Origin of the sequence: Paenibacillus sp. BIHB 4019 (assembly GCF_002741035.1) — a bacterium.
Classification (GTDB): domain Bacteria; phylum Bacillota; class Bacilli; order Paenibacillales; family Paenibacillaceae; genus Pristimantibacillus.
Genome location: NZ_CP016808.1, coordinates 1,687,190 through 1,709,159 on the forward strand (window position 1 = coordinate 1,687,190; position 21,970 = coordinate 1,709,159).

The 21,970-nt window shown below is 48.7% G+C and carries 17 protein-coding genes; 7 read left to right on the forward strand and 10 right to left on the reverse strand.

Translation table 11 applies throughout. The features are described from left to right. Nucleotides 1–343 precede the first annotated feature (343 nt). The 3 genes from BBD42_RS07080 to BBD42_RS07090 all read left to right on the forward strand — a co-directional run bounded on the left by BBD42_RS07080 (nucleotide 344) and on the right by BBD42_RS07090 (nucleotide 5,696). Nucleotides 344–1,576: a hypothetical protein gene (locus BBD42_RS07080; protein WP_099517612.1), complete on the forward strand. Its 1,233-nt coding sequence runs from the start codon at nucleotides 344–346 to the stop codon at nucleotides 1,574–1,576. After that, a complete protein-coding gene (locus BBD42_RS07085; protein WP_099517613.1) occupies nucleotides 1,573–4,599 on the forward strand; it encodes a DEAD/DEAH box helicase in 3,027 nt (1,008 codons plus the stop codon). Before BBD42_RS07080 ends, BBD42_RS07085 begins: the two co-directional genes overlap by 4 nt. Before the next feature lie 218 nt (nucleotides 4,600–4,817). Beyond that, nucleotides 4,818–5,696: a hypothetical protein gene (locus tag BBD42_RS07090; protein WP_099517614.1), complete on the forward strand. Its 879-nt coding sequence runs from the start codon at nucleotides 4,818–4,820 to the stop codon at nucleotides 5,694–5,696. Between the two features lie 96 nt (nucleotides 5,697–5,792). Here BBD42_RS07090 and BBD42_RS07095 read toward each other — a convergent pair whose 3' ends face one another. Further along, a complete protein-coding gene (locus BBD42_RS07095; RefSeq protein ID WP_099517615.1) occupies nucleotides 5,793–6,005 on the reverse strand; it encodes a TM2 domain-containing protein in 213 nt (70 codons plus the stop codon). Nucleotides 6,006–6,213: 208 nt separating this feature from the next. On the opposite strand from BBD42_RS07095, the gene BBD42_RS07100 reads away from it, so the two are divergent. Both BBD42_RS07100 and BBD42_RS07105 read left to right on the forward strand, forming a co-directional pair. Then, nucleotides 6,214–6,825: a TetR/AcrR family transcriptional regulator gene (locus tag BBD42_RS07100; protein ID WP_099517616.1), complete on the forward strand. Its 612-nt coding sequence runs from the start codon at nucleotides 6,214–6,216 to the stop codon at nucleotides 6,823–6,825. A 40-nt stretch (nucleotides 6,826–6,865) separates the two neighbouring features. Next, entirely contained in the window at nucleotides 6,866–8,095 is a 1,230-nt protein-coding gene (locus BBD42_RS07105) for an MFS transporter (RefSeq protein WP_099517617.1), read from the forward strand. A 192-nt stretch (nucleotides 8,096–8,287) separates the two neighbouring features. Here BBD42_RS07105 and BBD42_RS07110 read toward each other — a convergent pair whose 3' ends face one another. Further along, nucleotides 8,288–9,217, reverse strand: a complete 930-nt coding sequence (locus BBD42_RS07110; RefSeq protein WP_099517618.1) for an AraC family transcriptional regulator — start codon at nucleotides 9,215–9,217, stop codon at nucleotides 8,288–8,290. Between the two features lie 165 nt (nucleotides 9,218–9,382). On the opposite strand from BBD42_RS07110, the gene melA reads away from it, so the two are divergent. After that, complete coding sequence (gene melA, locus BBD42_RS07115) at nucleotides 9,383–10,681, forward strand: alpha-glucosidase/alpha-galactosidase (protein WP_099517619.1); 1,299 nt, start codon at nucleotides 9,383–9,385, stop codon at nucleotides 10,679–10,681. Between the two features lie 87 nt (nucleotides 10,682–10,768). On the opposite strand, the gene BBD42_RS07120 is transcribed toward melA, so the two are convergent. Then, nucleotides 10,769–11,626 carry a class II fructose-bisphosphate aldolase gene (locus tag BBD42_RS07120; protein WP_099517620.1) on the reverse strand — a complete coding sequence of 286 codons (858 nt, stop codon included), beginning with the start codon at nucleotides 11,624–11,626 and terminating at the stop codon, nucleotides 10,769–10,771. 361 nt (nucleotides 11,627–11,987) lie between these two features. Between BBD42_RS07120 and BBD42_RS07125 the strand changes: the two genes are divergently transcribed. Next, nucleotides 11,988–13,019, forward strand: a complete 1,032-nt coding sequence (locus tag BBD42_RS07125; RefSeq protein WP_099517621.1) for a YheC/YheD family endospore coat-associated protein — start codon at nucleotides 11,988–11,990, stop codon at nucleotides 13,017–13,019. Between the two features lie 142 nt (nucleotides 13,020–13,161). On the opposite strand, the gene BBD42_RS07130 is transcribed toward BBD42_RS07125, so the two are convergent. The 7 genes from BBD42_RS07130 to BBD42_RS07160 form a co-directional block, all read right to left on the reverse strand. Then, the gene (locus BBD42_RS07130) at nucleotides 13,162–14,184 is read right to left on the reverse strand and encodes an exosporium glycoprotein BclB-related protein (protein ID WP_099517622.1); all 1,023 of its coding nucleotides are present in this window, start codon (nucleotides 14,182–14,184) and stop codon (nucleotides 13,162–13,164) included. Nucleotides 14,185–14,482: 298 nt separating this feature from the next. Continuing rightward, a complete protein-coding gene (locus BBD42_RS07135) occupies nucleotides 14,483–15,274 on the reverse strand; it encodes a carbohydrate-binding protein (protein WP_099517623.1) in 792 nt (263 codons plus the stop codon). Between the two features lie 244 nt (nucleotides 15,275–15,518). After that, nucleotides 15,519–15,995, reverse strand: coding sequence for an HPP family protein (locus BBD42_RS07140; protein WP_099517624.1), 477 nt, complete (start codon nucleotides 15,993–15,995; stop codon nucleotides 15,519–15,521). 336 nt (nucleotides 15,996–16,331) lie between these two features. Further along, the gene (locus BBD42_RS31520) at nucleotides 16,332–17,939 is read right to left on the reverse strand and encodes a fibronectin type III domain-containing protein (protein WP_150131522.1); all 1,608 of its coding nucleotides are present in this window, start codon (nucleotides 17,937–17,939) and stop codon (nucleotides 16,332–16,334) included. Nucleotides 17,940–18,256: 317 nt separating this feature from the next. Beyond that, a complete protein-coding gene (locus tag BBD42_RS07150; RefSeq protein ID WP_099517626.1) occupies nucleotides 18,257–19,396 on the reverse strand; it encodes a toxic anion resistance protein in 1,140 nt (379 codons plus the stop codon). Between the two features lie 39 nt (nucleotides 19,397–19,435). Further along, complete coding sequence (locus BBD42_RS07155) at nucleotides 19,436–21,124, reverse strand: vWA domain-containing protein (RefSeq protein ID WP_099517627.1); 1,689 nt, start codon at nucleotides 21,122–21,124, stop codon at nucleotides 19,436–19,438. 13 nt (nucleotides 21,125–21,137) lie between these two features. After that, complete coding sequence (locus BBD42_RS07160) at nucleotides 21,138–21,884, reverse strand: hypothetical protein (RefSeq protein ID WP_099517628.1); 747 nt, start codon at nucleotides 21,882–21,884, stop codon at nucleotides 21,138–21,140. Nucleotides 21,885–21,970: the final 86 nt, after the last annotated feature.

Consider the following 21,970-nt stretch of genomic DNA (forward strand, 5'->3'; position numbering starts at 1 on the left):
GCGCTCGGTCAGCTCAGCTCGAATATTCTCCATTTAAAAGGACTGACATTCCGCTATTTCAGCAATTTTCATGTTTTCAGCTGCTGCGCGGACAGCGAAGCCGTTACGCCACCCCCTATCGCTTCAAAAAAGAGGAATAGGGATAATTAACGGCTGCTGTGTCCGCCAGCACGGCCAAAAACCATTTTTACATAGATTAACGGTTTCTGTGTCCGCCAAAGTCTCTATATATCCAAATACATAACCATAATTGCCTATACCTCGCACTTTTTGAAGAATGGAAGCTGAAAGAAGCTAGTCCACAAGCCCAGCCTTCAAGAAATGTCTCAGGAGATTGATTCGAATGATGCCTATTGATAAACAGAACGAGCGAAAAAAAAATGCCGCACTCCAGCAGCTGCCCGAGCAGCCGATTTCGCAGTGGCGAAATTGGCTGCTGCAATGCTTGGAGCCGCTGGCCGCACTAACGAGAAACAGCGACTATGCTGGCCGCGCAGCTGAGCTTATTAAGCAATCGCGGCCCGTTTTTTCCCCTGCGATGAAATGCCTGTTCGAGCTGCACAGCTTCCTGTTTATTATGGAGCAGCTGCATACGGGCACATTCGTCGGCTACCACACGCGAGTCGCGATGGAGGATGTGCAGGGCAGCATCAACAAGCTGTTCGAGCAGTCGCCGGCGCTCGCGGATGCCGAGCCGGCGTTTTGGGACCGCCTGGCGGAAACGCTGGCGGATTTGCGTGGAAGACTGCTTGCGGAGGAGCGGTATGCGGACTATTTTTCACCTGTGTATTATGCGCTTTGGAGAAAATGGCTCTATCCCCGCCTGCCTGGCAGCCCGCTGCTTGCGGAGGAGCTTGAACACCTTGAGGCGCTAAAGCCCCAGCAAAAAATTGCCCAGACGCGCTATCAATGGATGTTCGCCAAATGCTGGCTGAGCTTTCTGCTAGGGCGCGACGAGGAGGCGCAAGCGCTGCTCACCGCGCTGGGCCGCAAATCCAAGCTGCGCATTCATGATTATTATGCGTTGCTGGATGAGCTGGAGCAGCGCAAGGAGTGGGATCGGCTGCTTCACTGGCTGAAGCAAACGGCAAGCCTGCTGGCAGATCATCATGGCGTGCATTTGAACGCTTTTTTCGCCTATTGGGATGCGGTGCTGGCGGAAATGCCTCAGGAGGAGGAAGCGATGTGGGAGCAATTGCTGCTCCTGCTGCCCGCCTCGCGCTCCATCTATGCAGACAAGCTTCATCATTATGAAAAATGGCAGGAGTGGATCGATTACCAGCTAAGCGAAGGCATCGACCCGCTGTATTATCGCGTCGCCATGTTCGCTCCGATCGAGAAGCACGCGCCTGAGCTGCTGCTTCCCTTCTATCACCAAGCCGCCGAGCGTTATGTGCTGCTGAAAAACAGGGACGGCTACAAATCGGCAGTCAAGCTGCTGAAACGATTAGCGAAGCTGTATAAAAAACGCAAGGACGAGGCGGGCTGGGAAACGTTCATCACCGCCTTCGCTGGGCGCTACAGCCGCTTGCGGGCCTTGCAGGAAGAGCTGCGAAAGGGGAAATTGCTGTCATGAGCACCGAGCTGACGAAAAGCCCATCATGGACGACGATAACGGTACATTTGGCTTTAACCGATTTTGGCGATGCGCTGCTGTATGCGGTGGATGACCGCCAGGACCTGCTCACCGGGGTTCGCCTCAAGCAAAGCCTATTCGCTTGGCATGCGGCGACCACCTATGGGACCGAGCTTGAAATCCGGCAAATGGAGCAGGTGGAGCTGGTCGTGCTTCCCGCGGAGCATGTGCTCCCCTTCTTTGCCGAGCAGCGCCTGCTGGCGCATATTCATTGGGAATGGGACGAGCAGTCGGCTGCGCTCATCCGGCTTGCGCCTTTGCTCCACGAGCACACGGAGGCCAAGCGCTACTTGCCGAGCCACTCCGCATGGCGGGCTGGGCAGCTGCAATGGGTGTGGGACAGCTCTGCTTCGGCGGAGCTGGCAAGCGAGCTTGCGATTGCTGAGGAAAAAGTGAAGGACGGCCGCTTGTCGAATGGCTTTCTCGGTATGCTGGAAGCCGCCTTCTCGGCGGCGGTGTTCCAGCGCTATTACAACAGTGAAGCAGCGTCCGCCGATTTGCGCGCGGAATATCCGCTGTTGTTCGTGAAGGAGAAGGCGATCTTCGCTGGCCTTGATGCGTCCGGCTGGCTGATGGCCGTCGGCTGGAAGGCAGACCATGCGCCGTTCCGCCCTATGCTGCAGCTGCTTGAGCCGGGCGAGGAAACCGATGAGGCGTGGCAGCTGCGGCTCGTGCTGCAGGACAAGCTGGACCCGTCGGTGCTGCGGCCTGTGAGGCTGTCGCAGCATGGCGATGTCGCCGGCGAAGTTCCGGCGGCTTGGGTTCATGCTGTGCGCGAGCGATCCGCCGGATGGCTGGATCATCTGCGCGCCAGTCTGCCTGACGAGCATTTGGCAGGCGAGAAATACGATGTGCTGAGAGTGCCGCTCAGCAGCGACTCCGTCTGGCGCTTCCTGACGGTGGGCAGCAACCGCCTGCTCGAAGCAGGCTGGCAGGTGCTGCTGCCCGCCTGGTGGGAAAGCGCCAGGCGCAAAAAGCCTAAACTGCGCGCCAAGGTCAAGGAAGAGGAAAACCCGGCCAAGGGCCGCTCCTTCTTCGGGCTGGACGCCATTATTGAATTCGATTGGCGCGTTTCCGTCGGCGATCTAACGCTCACGGAGGCGGAGTTTTCGGAGCTGCTCGCCCGCCAGGAGCGGCTGCTGCAATTCCGCGGGCAGTGGGTGACGCTCGATCCCGGCCTGCTGGAGCAAATCAGCAAAATGATGAAGGGCATGAACAGCGCCCAAGGACTCTCGTTTCAGGACGTGCTTCAGCTCCATCTGCTTTCGCGGAAAGACTACTTCGCCCGCAAGGATGAAGCAGCAGAAGACTCGGCGGATGAGGCTGAGGATGAAAATGAGCAGCTGCGGCTGGAAGTCGAGCTGAACAGCTATATGCAGGAGATGATGGACCGGCTCGTGCAGCAGAAAGAGGCGCCAGCACTTCCCGTTCCTGCGGGCTTGCAAGCGACGCTGCGCGCTTATCAGCAGGAAGGCTACTCTTGGCTTGCTTTTATGCGCCAGCTGGGGCTTGGCGCTTGTCTTGCCGACGACATGGGCCTCGGCAAGACGGTGCAGCTCATCGCCTACCTGATGCAGATGAAGGAGACAGGCGGCGCTGGCCGCACAGCCGCCCTCATCATTTGCCCAACATCCGTGCTCGGCAACTGGCAGAAGGAAATTAGCCGCTTCGCGCCATCGCTGAACGTCATGCTGCATTACAGCAGCAAGCGGCTGACGGGCGACGCTTTCTACGAAGCCGCCAGCAAAGCGGATGTTATTCTCACTTCGTTCGCGACCTCCATGCTCGATCAGGAGCTGCTGCAAGGGCGCACATGGGAAGCGATTTGCCTCGACGAAGCGCAAAATATTAAAAATGCGCAGACGAAGCAGGCCGCCGCTATCCGCAGCTTGCCCGCCAAGCATCGCATTGCGCTGACCGGAACGCCGATTGAAAACCGGCTGAGCGAGCTGTGGTCGATCTATGACTTTATGAATCCCGGCTTTCTTGGCAGTGCGCAGGGCTTTCAGAAGCGCTTCGCTACGCCCATTGAGCAGGAGCAGGACCCGGAGCGCGTTGTCGATTTGCAGCGGCTGGTCAAGCCGTTTATGCTGCGCCGCAAAAAGAAGGACCCGGCGATTCAGCTCGACCTGCCGGATAAGAACGAGATGAAAACGTACGTTCATCTCACCGCCGAGCAAGGCGCGCTTTATACGCAAACCGTCAATGAGCTGATGGCTAAGGTGCAGCGGGTGGAGGGCAACAAGCGCCGAGGCGCGATTTTGTCCGTGCTGACGCAGCTCAAGCAAATATGCAACCATCCCGCTCTGCTGGAGGATGGAATGCCGCTTGAGGTGATGGAAGCGGAAATCGCCAGCGGCACGACCGGCGCCGAGGCCGCAATGGAAGCGCTGATTAGCCGATCGTCCAAGCTGGAGCGGCTGATGGCGATGGTGAAGGAGCTGCGAGCCGAAGGCGAGCGCTGCCTTATTTTCACGCAATATATCGGCATGGGTCAACTGCTCCAAGGGGTGCTGGAGCGGGAGCTTCAGGAACGGGTGCTTTACTTGAACGGCAGCACGACGAAGCTCACTCGCGACCGGATGATTGAACGGTTCCAGTCCAGCACGCTCCCGGCGTCCGAGCAGCCGAACGTCTTTATTTTGTCGATTAAAGCAGGCGGCGTCGGCCTGAATCTGACTGCGGCCAATCATGTATTCCATTTCGACCGCTGGTGGAATCCCGCCGTGGAAAATCAGGCGACCGACCGCGCCTACCGCATGGGGCAAACCCGCGACGTTCAAGTGCACAAGTTCATTGCGCTCGGCACGCTGGAGGAACGGATCGACGAAATGCTGGAATCCAAGCAGAAGCTGAGCGAAAATGTCATTTCCAGCAGCTCCGAGACGTGGATTACCGAGCTCGATAACGCAGCGCTCCAGCAGCTCGTCACGCTGAAGCAGGACTGGGCCGGCGAAGCTTAGACGGCTTCACGCCGCCAGCGCCATACGGATGGCGGACGGGAGGCGCCGCCTCACTCGCGCAAGACGGCGCAATGATGCTCTCCTTCCTTATGCTAATGAACCTTCCAGCCTAACCACAAGCGCATGCTCGGTCGCCAAGATGCTGGATGGACCGTTTTTATGCTAAACTGGTTGTACCTAAAACAATTTAGCCGGATTGACGGAAAGGCGGGAATAGGATGGAGTATGCGTTTGCAATTGAACCGCAAAATTACCAGCTCTTTGAAAATGATGAGGAACAGGTAGAAAAATGCCAGGAGTGGGGCTTGCTTTCAGGGAAAGCCAGCAAAACAAAAACCTTTTATTATAAAGGCCACGGCCTGAATATCGTTTGCAGCATCGTCGGTTTCGTCGATAAAATGACCGCCGTCATACAGCTCGGCAACGATCAGCTGCACTGCATCCATCCTTCGTATTTGAAGGAAATGCAAGCGGCAAGCTATGGCGCGAAGCATGCAGCTGGTGCTGAGGCTGACGAGACAGGCGAGGAAGCTGCAATTCATGAAACAGAAGCCGTTGAAGCGCAATCTGTAGACAATGGCACTGACGTTAGAAGCGATTCGGCAGCCGTGGGCGAAAGCGACGCAGACGCAGGAGCAGCCAAGACGGTCGAGGAAATGCTTGCGGAAGCAGGCTTCGCTTTCGATTCGGTCGAAAGTGCAGCAGCGATTCCAGAAGCAGTAGAGGAAGCGGCGGACAAGGCGGAGCAGGCGGAAGAAAAACCGAAAAGCAAAGCCAAAAAAGAAAAAGCGCCGAAGCTGGAGCTGCCGGAGGACAAGGTTAAATTGATCGCAACCGTTAAGGAGTTTACGACGGTTCCGAACCATTTTTCCGATAATGATGATGAGGTTGTCATTTATGAAGCCGTGTCCATCACTGAACAAGGGACGCTTGTGGGCGAAGCCTGGTCCAGCCATAGCGCCACGCTCAAAAAGCAGGAGCTGGAAGTTGGCGATGTCATCACCTTCGAGGCTAAAATTGTAGCCAAAAAACTGACCAAGCATCCCGTTCCTTATAAAATCAACAACCCCGCGAAAATTAAAAAAGAAGAGGCTTGAATATGAGGGCAGCATTAGCACAGCCTGCTTAAATACGCGGACGCAAAAACAGAGCTCCTAAGAGCTCTGTTTTCCTTTTTACCTATAAAATGATCGTTATGCTTTAATTTCACGGCCTTCTGAATCTTTAAATGCGCCGCAAATGATCATAATTAAGTCGATTAGTGTCCAGATCCCAAAGCAACCCAATGTAATCAGCATCAAAATACCTGTTCCCACTTTTCCCGCATAAAAACGATGAATGCCGAAAGATCCTAAAAAGAAACATAATAATAGTGCCGCTACAAAAGATTTATCACTCTTTACCACTTGTAAATCCCTCCATTATATATTCTACTCTTCCATTATCGGCATATGGCCAGTAATTCTTTACATATAACATGAAAATGTTAATAAAATATTTGGTATTTCTTTAACTGTATAACCTTCTTAACCTCTCATTTGCATTTTCCCTGTTTATTTTGCTATTATTATAGAACGAACGTTCAGTATAATTAATGGAAAGGGGCAGCGCCTAATGAACAAAAAACAGCTGCAAAGCGAACAAACGAAGAAGAAAGTCGCAAGTGCCGCGCGGGCGCTTTTCGCCCAGAAGGGCTATAAAGGGACTTCAATTGAAGATATTGTGGAGGCGACCGAAAGCAGCAAGGGCAATATTTATTACCATTTTAAAAGCAAGGAAGGTTTGTTTCTCTATCTTTTAGAGGAATGGGATCTGGAATGGGAGCAAAAGTGGAATGAGCAGCAGGCGCTCTATGAGACATCCACCGAAAAGCTGTACGCCATTGTCGAGCAAAGTGTAATGGATGATTTCAGCCATCCGCTTACGAAAGCGGCCGATGAATTTTTCAACCATGAGGAGAAAACCAACGAGGTTGAGAAACGGATGACGGTCATGATTGACCGGCATTTGGAATTCAACAAGCGCCTTATTCAGGAAGGCATTGACCGAGGCGAATTAGAGCCGATGCAGGTTGAGCATTTGGCGATCATCTTGGAAAGCTTGTTTTTCGGCTTGAATCAATTGTCCAGACGCTCCTATGCGATGGATGAGGTTTTGACCATTTACAGAACCGCTATAAAGGTTGTTCTTCATGGCATTGCGATCTCCACGCTCCAGCAAACCTAAATATTAAAACAACCTAGATCAGGGTGAAAGGATTTTAACCATGTCATTATTACTACGGAACAGAGGAGCTATACTCCTTCTGATGGGCAATATTTTGCTCGTATTTACAGGCATTGGGCTCGTCATTCCCGTTATGCCTGCCTATATGCGAGAGCTGGATTTGAACGGCAGCATACTTGGCTTCATGGTAGCGGCCTTTTCCTTGGCCCAATTATTATTTTCCCCGCTTGCAGGCAGGCTCTCCGATTCTTTTGGCCGAAAAAAAATGATCGTGGCGGGCGTTACGCTGTTCGCGCTCTCAGAATGGATGTTTGGCGCGGTCAGCGAGCCGTGGCTGCTGTTTGTTTCACGCATACTCGGCGGAATCGGGGCCGCATTCAGCATGCCTTCGATTATGGCTTACGTCGCTGACGTTACTAGCAACGAAGAACGCGCCAAAGGCATGGGCTATATCAATGCCGCGATTACGACCGGATTTATTATTGGCCCCGGCATCGGAGGTTATTTAGCCGAATATGGCGTTCGCGTCCCTTTTTATGTAGCGGGCATCGCCGGCGGGGTGGCCGCCATCGTTACGCTGCTTGTTTTGCCAGAATCCAAGGCGAAGGCCGCTCCAATGGCTGCCGCTTTAGCCCCCTCTAAGGCTAAGGCCTCAGCTTCAGCCTCGGCCGGCGAACCCAGCTTTATGTCCCAGCTGCTGACGTCTTATAAGCAGCCGTATTTTTTTAGCTTAATCATCGTGCTTGTCGCCTCGTTCGGGCTTGCGAATTATGAGACGGTATTCGGCTTGTACGTTGACCATCGCTTCGGTTTTACAGCAACCGACATCGCGTTTATTATTACGTTCGGCTCGATCGCGGGCGCGGTTGTGCAGGTCACGATTTTCGGGTGGATTTTGAATCGGTTCGGCGAGCAGAACGTCATTACGTGGTCGTTGTTCATTGCGGGCCTATTCGTTCTGCTGATGTTATTGACCAACAACTACTGGATGGTGTTCGTGGTCACTTTCTTTCTGTTCCTGTCCGTTGATATTTTGCGCCCAGCCATCGGCACCCAAATTTCCAAAATGGCAAATGACCAGCAAGGCTACCTCGCTGGCTTGAACTCCGCTTTTACGAGCCTCGGAAACATTCTTGGCCCGATCACTGCGGGCGTGCTGTTTGATATGAATATCAACTTCCCGTATGCCTCCGCTGGCATCGTGCTCCTGCTGTGCTTCCTTCTGTCCATGCGGGCCGGGAAAAAGAAATCGGTCCCCGCTCGCGGTTAGAGCCGCGCATCGTCTGCTGGCGGGAGCGATTCTGTTCAGCATCGCCTGTCATCAAAGCAAAGCAAAAGCAAGCTGCCGCATGCTGTGAAGCACAACGCTTGCTATCTCGCATTCTATGGGCGGGCTTTGGCAATTAAGCCAAAGCCCGCCCTTTTTTTTATTAAGAGCTGTGCTTTGCCCAATCCCATTCTCTTACAGCTTGCCCTGCTGCTCCTCCAGCAGCTCCCGCGTTCGGCGCGGCGATTGGCCGATGACCTTTTTGAACATTTTGGAGAAAAGAAAGGGATCGGTGTAGCCCACCGAACGGGAAATATCGCTTACCGACAGCTGCTTGCTGCTCAGCAGCTCTACCGCCCGATTCATGCGAAATTGCAGCAAAAACGCTTGCAGCGACAGGTCAAACTGCTGCTTGAACAAGCTGGACAAATAGGTACGATCCAAGCCAACAGCGTGAGCGATTTGCTCAACCGTTGTTTTCTGGCTGTAGTTATTTTCGATATAGGTAATCGCCTCGTTGATGTAGGTTTCCTTGGAGTTCGCACGGAGCGGCTGCGCGTCTACTAAAGCAGGGTCTGCACATTCCATTAACTCTCCAATTAGCCGGTACAAAATGCTCTGGTACAAAATGTCCCGACAGCCCGTTTCATGGGCATTCACAAGCTCCTGATGGCTAGTGTCAAACCAATTGGCACAATCACTATCCTCTCTATTGCTCTCACAGCTCTCACTCTCGCTCTTGCTCCGGCTACGGCCTCCCCCTGTCCTCTTGGCGCGAAATATCGGCTGCGATACACTGAGCCCTGCCCGCCGCATAAATGCCCTGGCGTGAAGCCCATCAAAGCCCACCCACGAATACACCCAAGGGTCAGCCTCATTCGCTGTATAATGGACAATCGCGCCCGGCGTTATGAGAAAGCCCTGACCTTGTGACAGCTGGTACGTCTCTCCTCCGGTACTAAATTCACCCGAGCCGCTGATCACATAATGGATAATATACAAGTCGCGCAGGCCCGGGCCCCAGCTATGTCCATGCTCACATTCTTCCTTGCCGAAAAAACGCAAAAACAGCTCCATCTGCCGCTGCGGCGTCTCCCGATTATGTCTGACTTCGGTCAGAGGCATTCGACATCCCCCCTCATTATGACAGGTAATAGTATAATATGATGAATAAAATCATGCAATGTAAAGGCATTATGACAGGTTTAACAGGAATTACTCCATGTTCCTGCTTCCGCTTCAAGGCTATAGTTAAGGAGTCAAAGCTATTCATAAACGGAGGCGAATTCATTGGCGAAAATAACGTTCCTTGGTGCGGGCAGCACTGTTTTTGTGAAAAATGTGTTAGGCGATGTCATGCTTACAGAAGCACTGCAAGGCTTCGAGCTAGCTTTGTTTGATATTGATGGCGGCCGGCTGCGTGAATCCGAGCAGCTGTTGCAGAATATGAAGGAGTCGCTCGGAAGCAGCTGCGTCATTAAAGCGTATACCGACCGCAAGGAGGCGCTTCGCGGCGCTAAATATGTCGTCAATGCGATTCAGGTCGGCGGTTACGATCCTTGCACGATAACCGATTTCGAAATTCCGAAAAAATACGGCTTGCGCCAGACGATTGCCGATACGCTTGGCATCGGCGGCATTTTCCGCAATCTGCGGACGATTCCGGTTGTACTTGATTTTGCAGCAGATATTCAGGAGGTTTGTCCAGACGCCCTGTTCCTCAACTACACCAATCCAATGGCTGTATTGACGAATGTGCTCATTTCACAAGGCGGCTTGCAGGCTGTAGGACTGTGCCACAGCGTACAAGTATGTGTACCGCACCTATTCGAGCATCTGGGTATCGATACGGCAGGTGTCAAAACGAAGATCGCCGGCATTAACCATATGGCATGGCTGCTTGAAGCAACGAAGGACGGCGTCGATTTGTACCCGGAAATTAAACGTCGCGCAGCGGAAAAGCAAGCGGAGAAGCACCACGATATGGTGCGCTACGAGCTCATGCTGAAATTCGGCTACTATGTTACGGAATCTTCCGAGCATAATGCTGAATACCACCCGTATTTTATTAAACGGAATTATCCGGAGCTGATTGAACGCTTCAATATTCCGCTCGATGAGTACCCGCGCCGCTGTATTGAGCAAATCAAGGGCTGGGAAGAAAGACGGGATTCAATGCTTGGCAACAAGAAGATTGAGCATACGCGCAGCCGCGAATATGCTTCACATATTATGGAAGCCATCGAAACGAATAATCCTTATAAAATCGGCGGCAATGTTATGAACACTGGCCTCATTACGAACCTTCCGAAGGAAGCCTGCGTCGAGGTGCCTTGCTTAGTTGACCGTTCCGGCGTGACGCCAACCTACGTTGGCGATCTTCCACCGCAGCTGGCCGCGTTAAACCGCACGAATATTAATACACAGCTGCTCACGATTGAGGCCGCCAAAACACTGAAGCGCGAGCATATTTATCACGCCGCTCTGCTGGACCCGCATACGTCGGCGGAATTGTCAATGGATGACATTGTCTCGCTTTGCGATGAGCTGATTGAAGCGCATGGCAGCTGGCTGCCAGCGTACCGCTAAGAAAAAGAACAAAGTATACAGCAAAAAAAAGGGCTAGTCCAACTGCATGCAGCAGCCGGACCAGCCCTTCTTCATTTATATATAGGCTTACGCTTTGTTGGAAGAACCGAACTCGCGAATTTTGCCCATAACGGTTTGTTTGATTGCTTCACGGCCTGGAGCCAAAAATTTACGTGGATCGAATACTTCGGAATCCGAAGTCAGGATTTCACGAGCAACTTTAGTGAACGCGATTTGGTTTTCAGTGTTAACGTTGATTTTAGCTGTTCCAAGGGAAATGGATTTTTTGATTTGCTCAGTAGGGATACCAGTACCACCGTGCAATACCAATGGCAGCTTGATTGTTTGGCAAATTTCTTCCATTTCTTTGAAGCCCAGGTTTGGTTCGCCTTTGTAAGGACCGTGAACGGAACCAAGTGCTGGAGCCAGGCAATCGATACCTGTAAGTTCAACCAGTTGTTTACACTCTTGTGGATCAGCGTAGATAACGCCATCAGCAATAACGTCATCCTCTTGTCCGCCAACTGTTCCCAGTTCAGCTTCAACAGAAATGCCGCGCTCGTGAGCATATTCAACAACTTGCTTCGTTGTTTTTACGTTTTCTTCAAATGGGGAATGGGAAGCATCGATCATAACGGAAGTGAAGCCTGCATCGATTGCTTCTTTACATTTTTCGAAGCTGGAACCGTGGTCCAAGTGAATCGCAACTGGAACTGTGATTTTCATTTCTTCGATTAGGGATTTAACGATTGCAGTTACAACCGTGAAACCGCCCATGTAACGTGCTGCGCCTTCAGAAACGCCCAAAATGACTGGGGATTTTTCTTCTTGAGCTGCGCTCAAAATTGCTTGCGTCCACTCCAGGTTGTTGATGTTGAATTGACCAACCGCGTAACCTTCTTTTAAACCTTTGTTCAACATGTCTTTCATCGAAACCAATGCCATGATAAATCCTCCTTCAGTGTAGTTGCAATTTAATGAATAGAACTTTCAATCATGCCCATTGATCTACAGCTTAATATAACGCTTATAAACGACAGATCTATAAGCATGAACGGAATAATTTTATCCTTGTTCACATTCCTCATCTAATACTACATGTTATCACATTTTTTATTATAAGACTACCTATGGAGAGGTTGAATACTTTGTGTTATTTTCTTGAATTATTCTGAAACGCGACCATTCGTACAAATGACTATTTTTAAAATGATTCTGATTTCCTTGTATTGTTGTCCAAGCATTTTCAATTTCACATCATATTCTATTTATACGAATCTCTTTATTCTAATGACGGAGGCATATAATGGGCAGCAAGTGCGTTTATGTTGGTATTTTAGTCGCAAACCGTAATCAAAGAAAGTATGTCCTCAAACAATATCTACCATACGCCACAGCGGATATGAAAATATTTTGCTTCACTCCTCATACGATTAGATGGGAAAGCAACAAGATCATCGGACTTCATCGTTCCAATCGAAAATGGGCGCTAAGCAAATTTCCTTTCCCGCAAGTGGTTTATAATCGCTGTTATTTGACCAATTTCAAGCTAATCGAACGTTTGCAGGCCGTTATCGGCCCAAATAAATGCTTCAATCCCCTCAATCAGTTGAACAAGCTAGAGATTCATAACCATTTAAGCAAATGGCTTGTGGATTATTTACCCGTGACGATGCCTTTTGAGCAGGCAAATCTGGTTCCGTTATTAGAGTTTCATAAAATGCTATATTTTAAACCGTATTACGGAAATAAGGGAAATGGCGTCTATCGGGCAGAATTGCTGAGTTCTGGCGAAATCCACATTGGTCACCACTATTTTTCACCTACGATCATTTTAAGAGATGCCGGGCAATTACAGTCCTGTATGCAAAAACTGGTTGGCTCCACTCCCTATCTCATTCAAGCAGGCGTTCATATCAGGCAAGTAAACCACCAAAATTTTGATATCCGGGCGCTTGTGCAAAAAAATGAACAGGGCTTATGGTCTGTAACTAATGTCATCAGTCGCATTGCTCATAAAGGCAGCTACAATACAAGCATTTGTGAAAAAGCCTGTTTAACCAGCGAAATCCTCAATCAGTTGTTCCCGCCCCAGCAGACGAATGCCATTATACAATCGATTTACAATGTCAGCTTAAGATCCGCAGAAATATTAGATGATGCAGGCTGTTATCATTTGGGCGAGTTTAGCGTAGACCTTGCGCTGGACCAAGAGGGGCATATTTGGATCATTGAACTAAACGGCAAGCCGCAAAAAAATCTATATGACGGAATTCGCCAATCCTCTGCCGTCTATAAGCGGCCGATAGAGTATGCCCACTATTTGGGCAAAAGCTGATCCTCACACCACTAGTACTATGCATATGATGTGAGAATTGCCAAAGCTTGTCCACCAATGGCGCAAGAGGAGCGTTGATGATGCCCTCCTCTTTTTCATACCTAAAAAATCTTGTCTGGCTTCATTGAAATTTTGTCTGATGCTAATTAATGGTGATGCCAGCGCTGGCATATCCATCAATTGTATTAATTAAGGTGATGCCTGTGGCTGTTGCAGAGAACACCATTAATAGGCGGGTTTGAGCCGTCACAGGAATGGCTAGGCCCGTCGTAATACCGCTTGAAATCGTACCAATCGCTAGAATACCTGTAAGCGAAGGCGCTAAGGTCACAATTGCACCTGGAACTGGATTAAATGTGTTGTCAGGCACCGTTGAGCTATAGAGCTGCGCATTAATTGTTAAGGTAGAACCAACAAGCGAAAGCGCAAGCGTTGTGCTGAAGTAGGCAGCAATTGAGGTAATCGTTCCATCAACTGGCACGGAAAAAGCAAAGTTCAGCAGCGTTCCTGCTGCTCCAGTAAGATCGATTGTCGCTCCTAATACACTAAGACTTGGCGCTGAGCTTCCGAATCCAATAAAACTAGGCGTACCGGCAAGCCCGCCTAAAATCGTTGTTAATGTTACGGGTATGCCCGAAGCAAACGGAATAATGGCTCCTGTCCCTGTCGCTCCTGTCGCTCCGGTGCCGCCTGTTGCACCCGTTGCTCCCGTTGCTCCGATTATGCCAGTAGAACCCGTCGCTCCGGTTGCCCCAGTAATGCCTGGTTCGCCCGTTGCTCCAGTTACACCGGCTCCTGTCGCTCCCGTTGCTCCGGTTGTTCCAGCAGCACCCGGTTCTCCTGTCGCTCCAGTTACACCGGCGCCTGTCGCACCTGTCGAACCTGTCGCTCCGGTTGCTCCGGTTGCTCCGGCAGCACCTGGGTCGCCTGTCGCTCCAGTTACACCAGTGCCTGTGGCTCCGGTTGTTCCCATCGCTCCTGCCGGGCCTGTGGCTCCAGCACTGCCGGGATCACCTTTGGCTCCTGCCGGGCCTGTGGCTCCAGCACTGCCAGGATCACCTTTGGCTCCGGCCGCGCCTGTGGCTCCTGTTGCACCTGTCGGCCCGACAGGACCTTGAGGTCCAACTGGTCCCGGAGGCCCTGGAGGTCCGTGATATTTTCCCATAAGCTCATCTCCTCGTTGTTAAACGGATGTCGGGCATGTCTGTACAGCTATGCCATTGACCCGTACACTTATGTATATGCCACTGCTTTTGGCGATGCTATTATACTCTGGCCTATACGATCAGCACGGCAGCCCAATTATTAAAATTCAGGCCTGCTTATTTTTTTCATGGCAGCATTCTCGATATGACTTGATTTAGCAAACAAAAAGAGTGCCTGCACGAGGCACTCTTTTTGCTTATGGTCGAAGTGAATGATAGCCCAAAAAATAAGATTTGCTCCGCAAGGTTTCTTAGCTGCTAAGCCTCTTTTCCGAACACCTCGAACTGGGTCAAAGCCGGAAACGGGGAAGGCTCGGACGACTTCACTAATTCGCTTAGCATCACAGAGTCCACCGCTCTTGGTTCCAGCAAAATCGTTTGCGGCTTATGCGTTTTAATCAGGCTAGCCTGATGCGTGCTGCCATCCGAGAACGTCAGCGTCATGTTTTCCCAGTAGTTGTCGTGCGGAAAATCCGCACGCAGCGTTAGGACAACCTTGTCCACCACTACAGTGCGCCCGAAATCAATTGTAATAGCCGCATCCTCTCTCTGATTAATCCCCCACGATTCGTAAGGCCATTCGCCGTGCGAGTCATTCGCAGCATTTCCATTAATGGCATTCCGCGCCGCAAATACGGCCTCTCCCCGCGTCTCGACATTAGCCGAGGCATGCGGAAAGCAGGTGTCGTTAGCATGCTGGTCAAACTCGTTTTTAGCTACATTTTTATAAGCGCTTATTTCCTCGACGGTTGCCAGGCGGGCAGTCAACACGTGGGTATCGCCCGTAAACGACTTAGGCGAGTAAGATACTCTTTTTTCATCAAAAGGAATGCTGTAGCGGTACTCCTCTCCCTTCAAATAAATGAAGGCCGGATTAATCGAATCCTCCAGCTGAATGATTAGATATACATTTGCCTGCGAGCTTTTGAGAACGATTACATTTCCAGGCTCATAAGCCTGCTTGTAAACCAAATAAACCAGTTCGCTGTCCGTGCTAGCCTCCAGAACCGCTCCGTCCGCATTTTGAATTTCTAGGGATAAGTTAATCATCGCTATTTCTCCATTCTTTATACTAGTTTTGGCAAAGTTACCCTTATCGTAACATAGAGGAGCGATTAACTGAATGCGGATTCTATAGCGATAGTTGCGAGTTTTTGAGTTCTTTTTCTATGTACAATTGCTTTCTCAATCTCAAAACCCCTTCAGCAAACAACAGTAACCCATGATAACATGGACTTACGACTGTCAGGCTAAAGGGGCTATGCTTTAAGGATGGTGTTTTTAGCGAAACCTATTATTCCGATTCAACAGATACACTATTTCTTTTGGTCAGCGAAAATAAAGGGCTCAGCCGCTTCTCAGCCCAATCTGACAGGAACAAAATCAGCATCAAACCAAGCAGCGCCGTACATACGGATATCGGAATGAGCCACAGATGCGTCGAGTGGGAAAAGAACGGAATGAGCGACACTGCTACAATGGGCGGAGCATTCCATTTAAATTTGGTAATCATCCAGATTGTGATCAACACATTCACGAATAAGGAAATCGCGCTTGGATAGATGAAGAAAAGCAGCGTGCCGACGACTGATGAAATAAATGCGCCTAATGTAATTTTGCTAATCTCCGTGTAACGGAACGACCGGGAGACAAATAGGAAGCTGAATGCCCCTAAGGTTGGGAAAAATAACGTGTCCAAAAACGAGAAATGTAAGGACAACCAATAAATAAGCATGACGTAGACGCCAATTGCAAGCATTTTAAAATTCATTTTAGACCAATAAACCTCCAGTCAAAGTTGCCAGCAGATTTGCTAAGTGTTCTGCATGGAATACTGGCAGCATTGTAGTGCCTGCTTCATTCTATTAAGTTTCTCAAGAAGTGTCAATGCTGTGGACCTTCATCCAAACGACAAAAAAGCACCTGCTCGGTGCTTTTTTTGCTTCAGTCATATTTTCAGCACCAAAGATGTTATTCCTGGATTTTAAATACATACAATTTAAAAACCCCTTCAGCTGACAATAGTAATTCATAATATCATGAACTTACCACTGTCTGGCTAAAGGGGCTATCCTTTAAATAGACTCTCGATTAGACCTTATTAAAATTACATATTAGGCTCATAATTTGGGTTAATTAAAATTTGATTTACAATGTAAACTAGATCATCATTGTTGATGTTTCCATCTGCTACTTGATCAGCTACATGATTAACCGTATCCGTTTCAGCTGCCGTTTTACCAAAATAAAAACCACCTATAGCTAAGTCAACTAAAGTATAGCTTCCAGAACGGTTTACATCATCTGGTCCTTTTATTATGACACTATCCTGCATACACCCTACTTCGTCAATGTCATACTCATTAATTGTATCAGCTACTCGGCATTTAATAGCATCAACAGTACCCGTTCCAATTGCCTTTGCTTTGAAAATAATTTTTAAGAAATTCGTTTCTTTATTGATACCATACTCTTCACCCTGGCTCGCTACAATAAAGCGAATTATACCTTTTGTACCTTTTAATTCACTAAATACTTTATAACCTTCAATTTCCTCAAACCCAACGTACTCAATTAAATCAGCATTATAGGTTAACGTAAAATCTTCAGCATAAATATCGCTTACGTTCTTTAAGGATATGTAAGAAGTAAATAGTTCATTTACTTTCACACTCTCTTCATTAATGGTTACATTCAAAATTGGATTTAAATTTTGGGGAATCGTTGCAGAAACCTCTTTTGAATCCGTTCCTTTAACATCCTCATTATAGGCGCTAACAACATAATAATATTCTACTCCTGGTGTCACTTCGCTATCTTTGAAGCTTGTTCCATTCAACCCCGACGAAAGAATACTGTAAGGACCACCCGATTCAGTGGAACGATATATGGTATATGTATCTGCATTGTTTACAGCAGTCCAACTAATCAAAATACTTTTTTCTACAACAGTTGCTGTTAAACCGCTTGGAGATTCCGGAGCACTAGCCACTGGAGTTAGGTTTAATGCTTCACTTAAGCTTGATTCGTTGCCACTAGTATCAACTGCTGATATTTGATATTTGTACGTAGTCTTATTTATCAACCCAGTGTCCACATATGTGCTACGGGTTACACTAGTCAATAATACTCCATCACGGTAGAGATTATAATGTTTAAAATCCGTTTCTGAATTTGGAACCCAGTTCAGATTTACAACAGTATCTCCAGCAACTCCGGTCAAACCAGAAGGTACAGAAGGCGGAGTAGTATCATTTTCGCCATAAATTTCAATTTCATATATTGTCATTGCCGTTGTTGAGGTGTAGCCGCCAATAACAATACTCCGAGCGCCAGCAGAAATCGTACCAGTAACAGTTCTTTTCGCACTTGATGCAACAAGCGTAGTATTACCATTCAAACCGGTTCGAACACCAGAGTAAGTATAAAATCTACCTTCACCATTACTTGAATAAGTCAGTTTGTACGATTTGGCTTTTCCCTGTACTCCAAAATCATAGAGAAATTGTTGCCCGCTCATTGTATAAGAGGTTGTTTCGTCACCATCCGTCATAGCTGTCGAGGAATTACCCGTCAGCAAAGTAATAGTTTCTCCTGCTAATAAATTTGGTGCAGCTGCATTGGTTAGAGCTGGAAGTCCAATAAGTGATATAACGATTATTAATGACAAGCTCATCCACTTAAAATCTACAAATCTATTCCATCTTAAATTCACTGTAAAACCTCCCAGATATATAATAAATAATGATATTGCATTAATTTTAATTTGTCAAAATATTATTTTATATTTATTATAAGCGATATAATAACTTATACAATATTAATCTATATATAAATTTATTTATTTTAATATTTAAATTGAAATCCACATCAGCATAATCATTTTAGATTAATTTTATAAATAATCATAAATTTAGAAAATAGAAATATAGTATCAAAAAATATAGTATTTTCAATTTATTTTAAACATATTATTTAAAATATAAAAAAGAGTGCGATTGGCTCGCACTCTTAAAATTTATAATATTTTCTCTATAATCCCAGCCTCTGCCCCTTCTCCAGCCGCTGGATTTGCACCTCGCCGATATCCGCCAGCTCTCTGAACTGCTGGATCGTTTGGCGCATTTTAGGCAGCGCCTCCTGCTTGTAGGTGCTGATCGAGTCCATTGCCGAAAGCACATCGGCGAAAGCCGTCTTTAGCGTTTCGACGGAAATGTTCGCTTCCATCGATTGCTTTTGAATTGCAGCGCCTTGGTTTTTCAGCATTTTGGAGGTGCCGCTGATCAGGCTGTCGGTCGTCTGATTCAGCAGCTCGATTTTTTGCAGGACGATTCGTTGGTTGTAGAGCGCGCTGGCTACGGTAACGGAGATTTTCAGCGCCGAAACGGTGACGTTTCTCGCCCGATCTACCCCGCGGATCAACTCCTTGTTGTTGCGCATGACAACCTCAATCGCCATAATGCCCTGCTGGTTCACGACGAGCATCTGCTGCAAATCCATGACGCGCTGGCGGAGCGGGAACAGCACCTCCTCGGTTATGAAGCGGACTTTATCCTCCGACTCCTGACGCGCTTTGGCGGCTTCAATCTGCGACTCGATTCCTTCATCCATCAGCATGCCGAGCTGGATTTCCTTCTGCAGCTTCTTCGTCAGCTCGCGAAGCGCTTGCTGTTCCAGCTCCAGCGTAGTGTTGTCATTTTTAAGTATCGTACTGCCTTTGTCCAGCGATAAAATGATGCCCGAAATGACCGTATCCGCCTTCTGGTATTTCGCAAAATAACGCCGCAGCGGATTAAAAAACATGCCGAGCACGCCGCTTTTGGCAAAATCGACGACGCTCGGGTCCAAATCCTTAAGCTGGATGTGCAGCTCCGTCAAGCCTTTCGCCACTTGGCCGCCTTCATCGCCCGTTTGAGACAAATGGCCAACCGCCACCTGCAGCAGCGAATTTTTCTCCGAGGAAGATCTCATCGACTGAATGCCAAACTGGTCAATCGATTGCAAAATCGCCTTCCGTTTTTCGAGTGAATCCAAATCCAGCTCCAAAATCGTCGATACATTGCTCGTCGCAAGCTCCCGCAGTTGGGTGACTTCCTCAGGCTCAGGCTTTACCTGCTCTTCAATGACCGATTTCAGCTTCTCCTCACTGACCACTTCCATCGTAAATGACATGGCTACCCCTCCTCTTCAGCATAAAACGGTATTGTAAAATTACATTTGAACGTTCAGCAGATTTCCAATCTTATAAACGACATCGTCGGTATCGGCGTTGATGCTCGCTGCCTCGTTAATGCTTGAAATGCTTTGCAGCGCCTTAATATTCGCGTTGTAGCCAATGGTATAAATCGGAATTTTGTACGTTTCGATAAGCCCTTTAATATCCTTCAGTGAATGCCCTTCATTCGTCTCCCCATCGCTTAGCACAAAGATGAGCGGCTTCACATCCGGACTCACAGCAAGCTCATCTTGCAGCATTTTCATAGCCACGACGATGCCGTCGAAGGTCGCCGTTCCTCCACTCGCCTGCAAGCTGTTGATCGCGCCAACAAACATCGATTGATGATTTGTGTCATATTTTCCAATTGGCAGGTTGATTGCCACGTCACTGGAATACGAAACGAACCCGATGCTGTTGTTTCTGCCCAAAAACTTCTGCCCCCTGAGCAGCGATTCCTTCAAGCGATTAAGCGGCTCGCCGCCCATGCTGCCCGAAATATCGGCTACAAAAACAGCGGCAATCGCCTTGCTTCCATCCTTCTTTTCCTTCCAAAGCTTCTGCGCGGAAGCCAGCGTCTTGCCGTTGACCGCTTCCATCTCGGACTTGTAGTCATTCAGACCATTAAAGCCTTTTTCCTCAGCAGCCTTCTGGTATTTATCCTGCGCAACAAAATCGGCGAACTTCTGGATAATGTCCTGCTTATCCTTCGACAGCTTGCCGAGCGCATACAGCGGGCTGTCATGTCTGACGCCGAAAGGCGTAAACACGTATCCGCTCTGGAAATCCGCCGCATTCACATAGGTTTGATACTCCAGTACAAAAGCATCGAGCATCCCCGTCTTGGCAGCCTCACGCATTTGCAGCGTAGTCGAGGCAAGAAACGGAACATTAGCCTGGAACTTCTCAAAGCCTTGCACCGCCTTCTCGCCCAGCAGCTCTTGGCTGTCAAACGTCGCGAGGGACGTCACTAAAAAGTTGAGGCCCGTTGAGCTGGCAAAAGGGTCGGTATAGCCCATCGCTACCTGATTGCTTGCAATGGCATCGGTCAGCGTCTTCACATTAAGCGAGCCATATTCGGCGATCAATTCATCATATTTCGCTTGCGTGGATACGATTCCCGCTACATTGCCTACGAGCCGTTTAGACACGAGCTTCGTTTGAACACCGCTCGCTGCAACCATCTCGCCCCACAGCTCGTTGGATGGAGTGAATGCATCGGGTACATATTTGCCTGAACGGATATAATCCGCTGCGGTACCGGAGGCAATATTGCGGATTTTGACCGAAGCCGTCTTCCCGTTCACTTTAATCTTCGCTTGATTAAAAGCGGTGGCGACATCGTTCAGCCAGCCATCCATTTCCGTACCCGATTTCTCGGTGGAGGAAAAGATTTCGACGAATTGGTCTGTCGTATTTTCAACTGATACAGGAAATTTCGAAATATCCGGCAAGGAGTCGCTGACATCGGCAGGATCAAGGTCGATCTGTCCTTTGATCGGCTCCGCAGTCGTCACTGAAATGCCTTGATAAAGCTTATTCAGCTGCTTGCCCGCATCCTCCGACGAAATCTGCGTATCCGTCTTGCCTATGTTCGAGGTCAAGCTAATCCCAAAGTAAACAAGAGCAAAAACAACAATCGCAATAAGTGCCAAAACTACAAAAGCTTTTCCTTTACTCGCCATCTGCGTCACCTTCTCATTGTTGATATAATTTGGTTTGCTTGATTAATACATCGATCTCCTTCATGCAGGGCATTTCCTCGACCGTCCGATAATCTGTGCTCCCTAGCAGTGAAATTTCCAGAGCCAAGCGGTCCAGCTTCAGCAAAATCTCTTCATTCGCTCCCAGATAACCGGACACGTAGTCCAGGTATTGCTGGTAAAGCTCTATTTTTTCCTGCATCAGCTTATTCGAGAACTTCCCCGCGCTCCGCTGCCGTTCCAAGGAGGCAAACTCTGCAGCATCGAACACGCCGAGCTTATTCAACATTCCTTTAATATTCAAGTAAAAAAGCTTCTCGACCTCAATGATGACGGAGTCGAATTTCTTGTAGCTGATTTCCGTCTGCTCAAATCTTTGACCAAGAATATCGGACAAGATTGCTCTCTTCTTCGTTATTCGTTCCAACTGGTCGAGAGCCAAGGCGATATCCTTGTGCAGCACTTTGACGTTTTTGTAATAGGAAAGCGCCGCCATGAAGTCCTCACGTGTTGCAATCGAACGGAGCTGCGGCACCGAAGCGGGCTTGAGCAGCAGCGTATAGCTTCCGTAAGTCAGAACCAGAAAGCTGCTGAACAATAAGGTTACGCCTGAAGCGGTTGCAAGAACACTTTCACCCCCTATGACCACCCCGGCAAGTCCCGGTGACAAAATAACGATATTTAGGGCGACAACTCCGCCAATGAGTCCGAGCAGCTTCAAAAATTTCGAATTATTCCCCATAAATAATTCCTCCACGAATGCGGTAACTTGTCTCCATTTGTAAAAAGACAGCATCAGCAATTGCCTGTCTATTTAATTTTAACAGA

Bases quoted from the DNA above. Each gene is read 5' to 3' on its own strand.
- BBD42_RS07160 (WP_099517628.1), bottom strand. From the start codon at position 21,884: ATGGGGAATAATTCGAAATTTTTGAAGCTGCTCGGACTCATTGGCGGA.
- BBD42_RS07150 (WP_099517626.1), bottom strand. From the start codon at position 19,396: ATGTCATTTACGATGGAAGTGGTCAGTGAGGAGAAGCTGAAATCGGTC.
- BBD42_RS07120 (WP_099517620.1), bottom strand. From the start codon at position 11,626: ATGGCATTGGTTTCGATGAAAGACATGTTGAACAAAGGTTTAAAAGAA.
- BBD42_RS07125 (WP_099517621.1), top strand. From the start codon at position 11,988: ATGGGCAGCAAGTGCGTTTATGTTGGTATTTTAGTCGCAAACCGTAAT.
- BBD42_RS07110 (WP_099517618.1), bottom strand. From the start codon at position 9,217: ATGCCTCTGACCGAAGTCAGACATAATCGGGAGACGCCGCAGCGGCAG.
- BBD42_RS07085 (WP_099517613.1), top strand. From the start codon at position 1,573: ATGAGCACCGAGCTGACGAAAAGCCCATCATGGACGACGATAACGGTA.
- BBD42_RS07080 (WP_099517612.1), top strand. From the start codon at position 344: ATGATGCCTATTGATAAACAGAACGAGCGAAAAAAAAATGCCGCACTC.
- BBD42_RS07140 (WP_099517624.1), bottom strand. From the start codon at position 15,995: ATGAATTTTAAAATGCTTGCAATTGGCGTCTACGTCATGCTTATTTAT.
- BBD42_RS07090 (WP_099517614.1), top strand. From the start codon at position 4,818: ATGGAGTATGCGTTTGCAATTGAACCGCAAAATTACCAGCTCTTTGAA.
- BBD42_RS07155 (WP_099517627.1), bottom strand. From the start codon at position 21,124: ATGGCGAGTAAAGGAAAAGCTTTTGTAGTTTTGGCACTTATTGCGATT.
- BBD42_RS07135 (WP_099517623.1), bottom strand. From the start codon at position 15,274: ATGATTAACTTATCCCTAGAAATTCAAAATGCGGACGGAGCGGTTCTG.
- BBD42_RS07105 (WP_099517617.1), top strand. From the start codon at position 6,866: ATGTCATTATTACTACGGAACAGAGGAGCTATACTCCTTCTGATGGGC.
- BBD42_RS07130 (WP_099517622.1), bottom strand. From the start codon at position 14,184: ATGGGAAAATATCACGGACCTCCAGGGCCTCCGGGACCAGTTGGACCT.
- BBD42_RS07100 (WP_099517616.1), top strand. From the start codon at position 6,214: ATGAACAAAAAACAGCTGCAAAGCGAACAAACGAAGAAGAAAGTCGCA.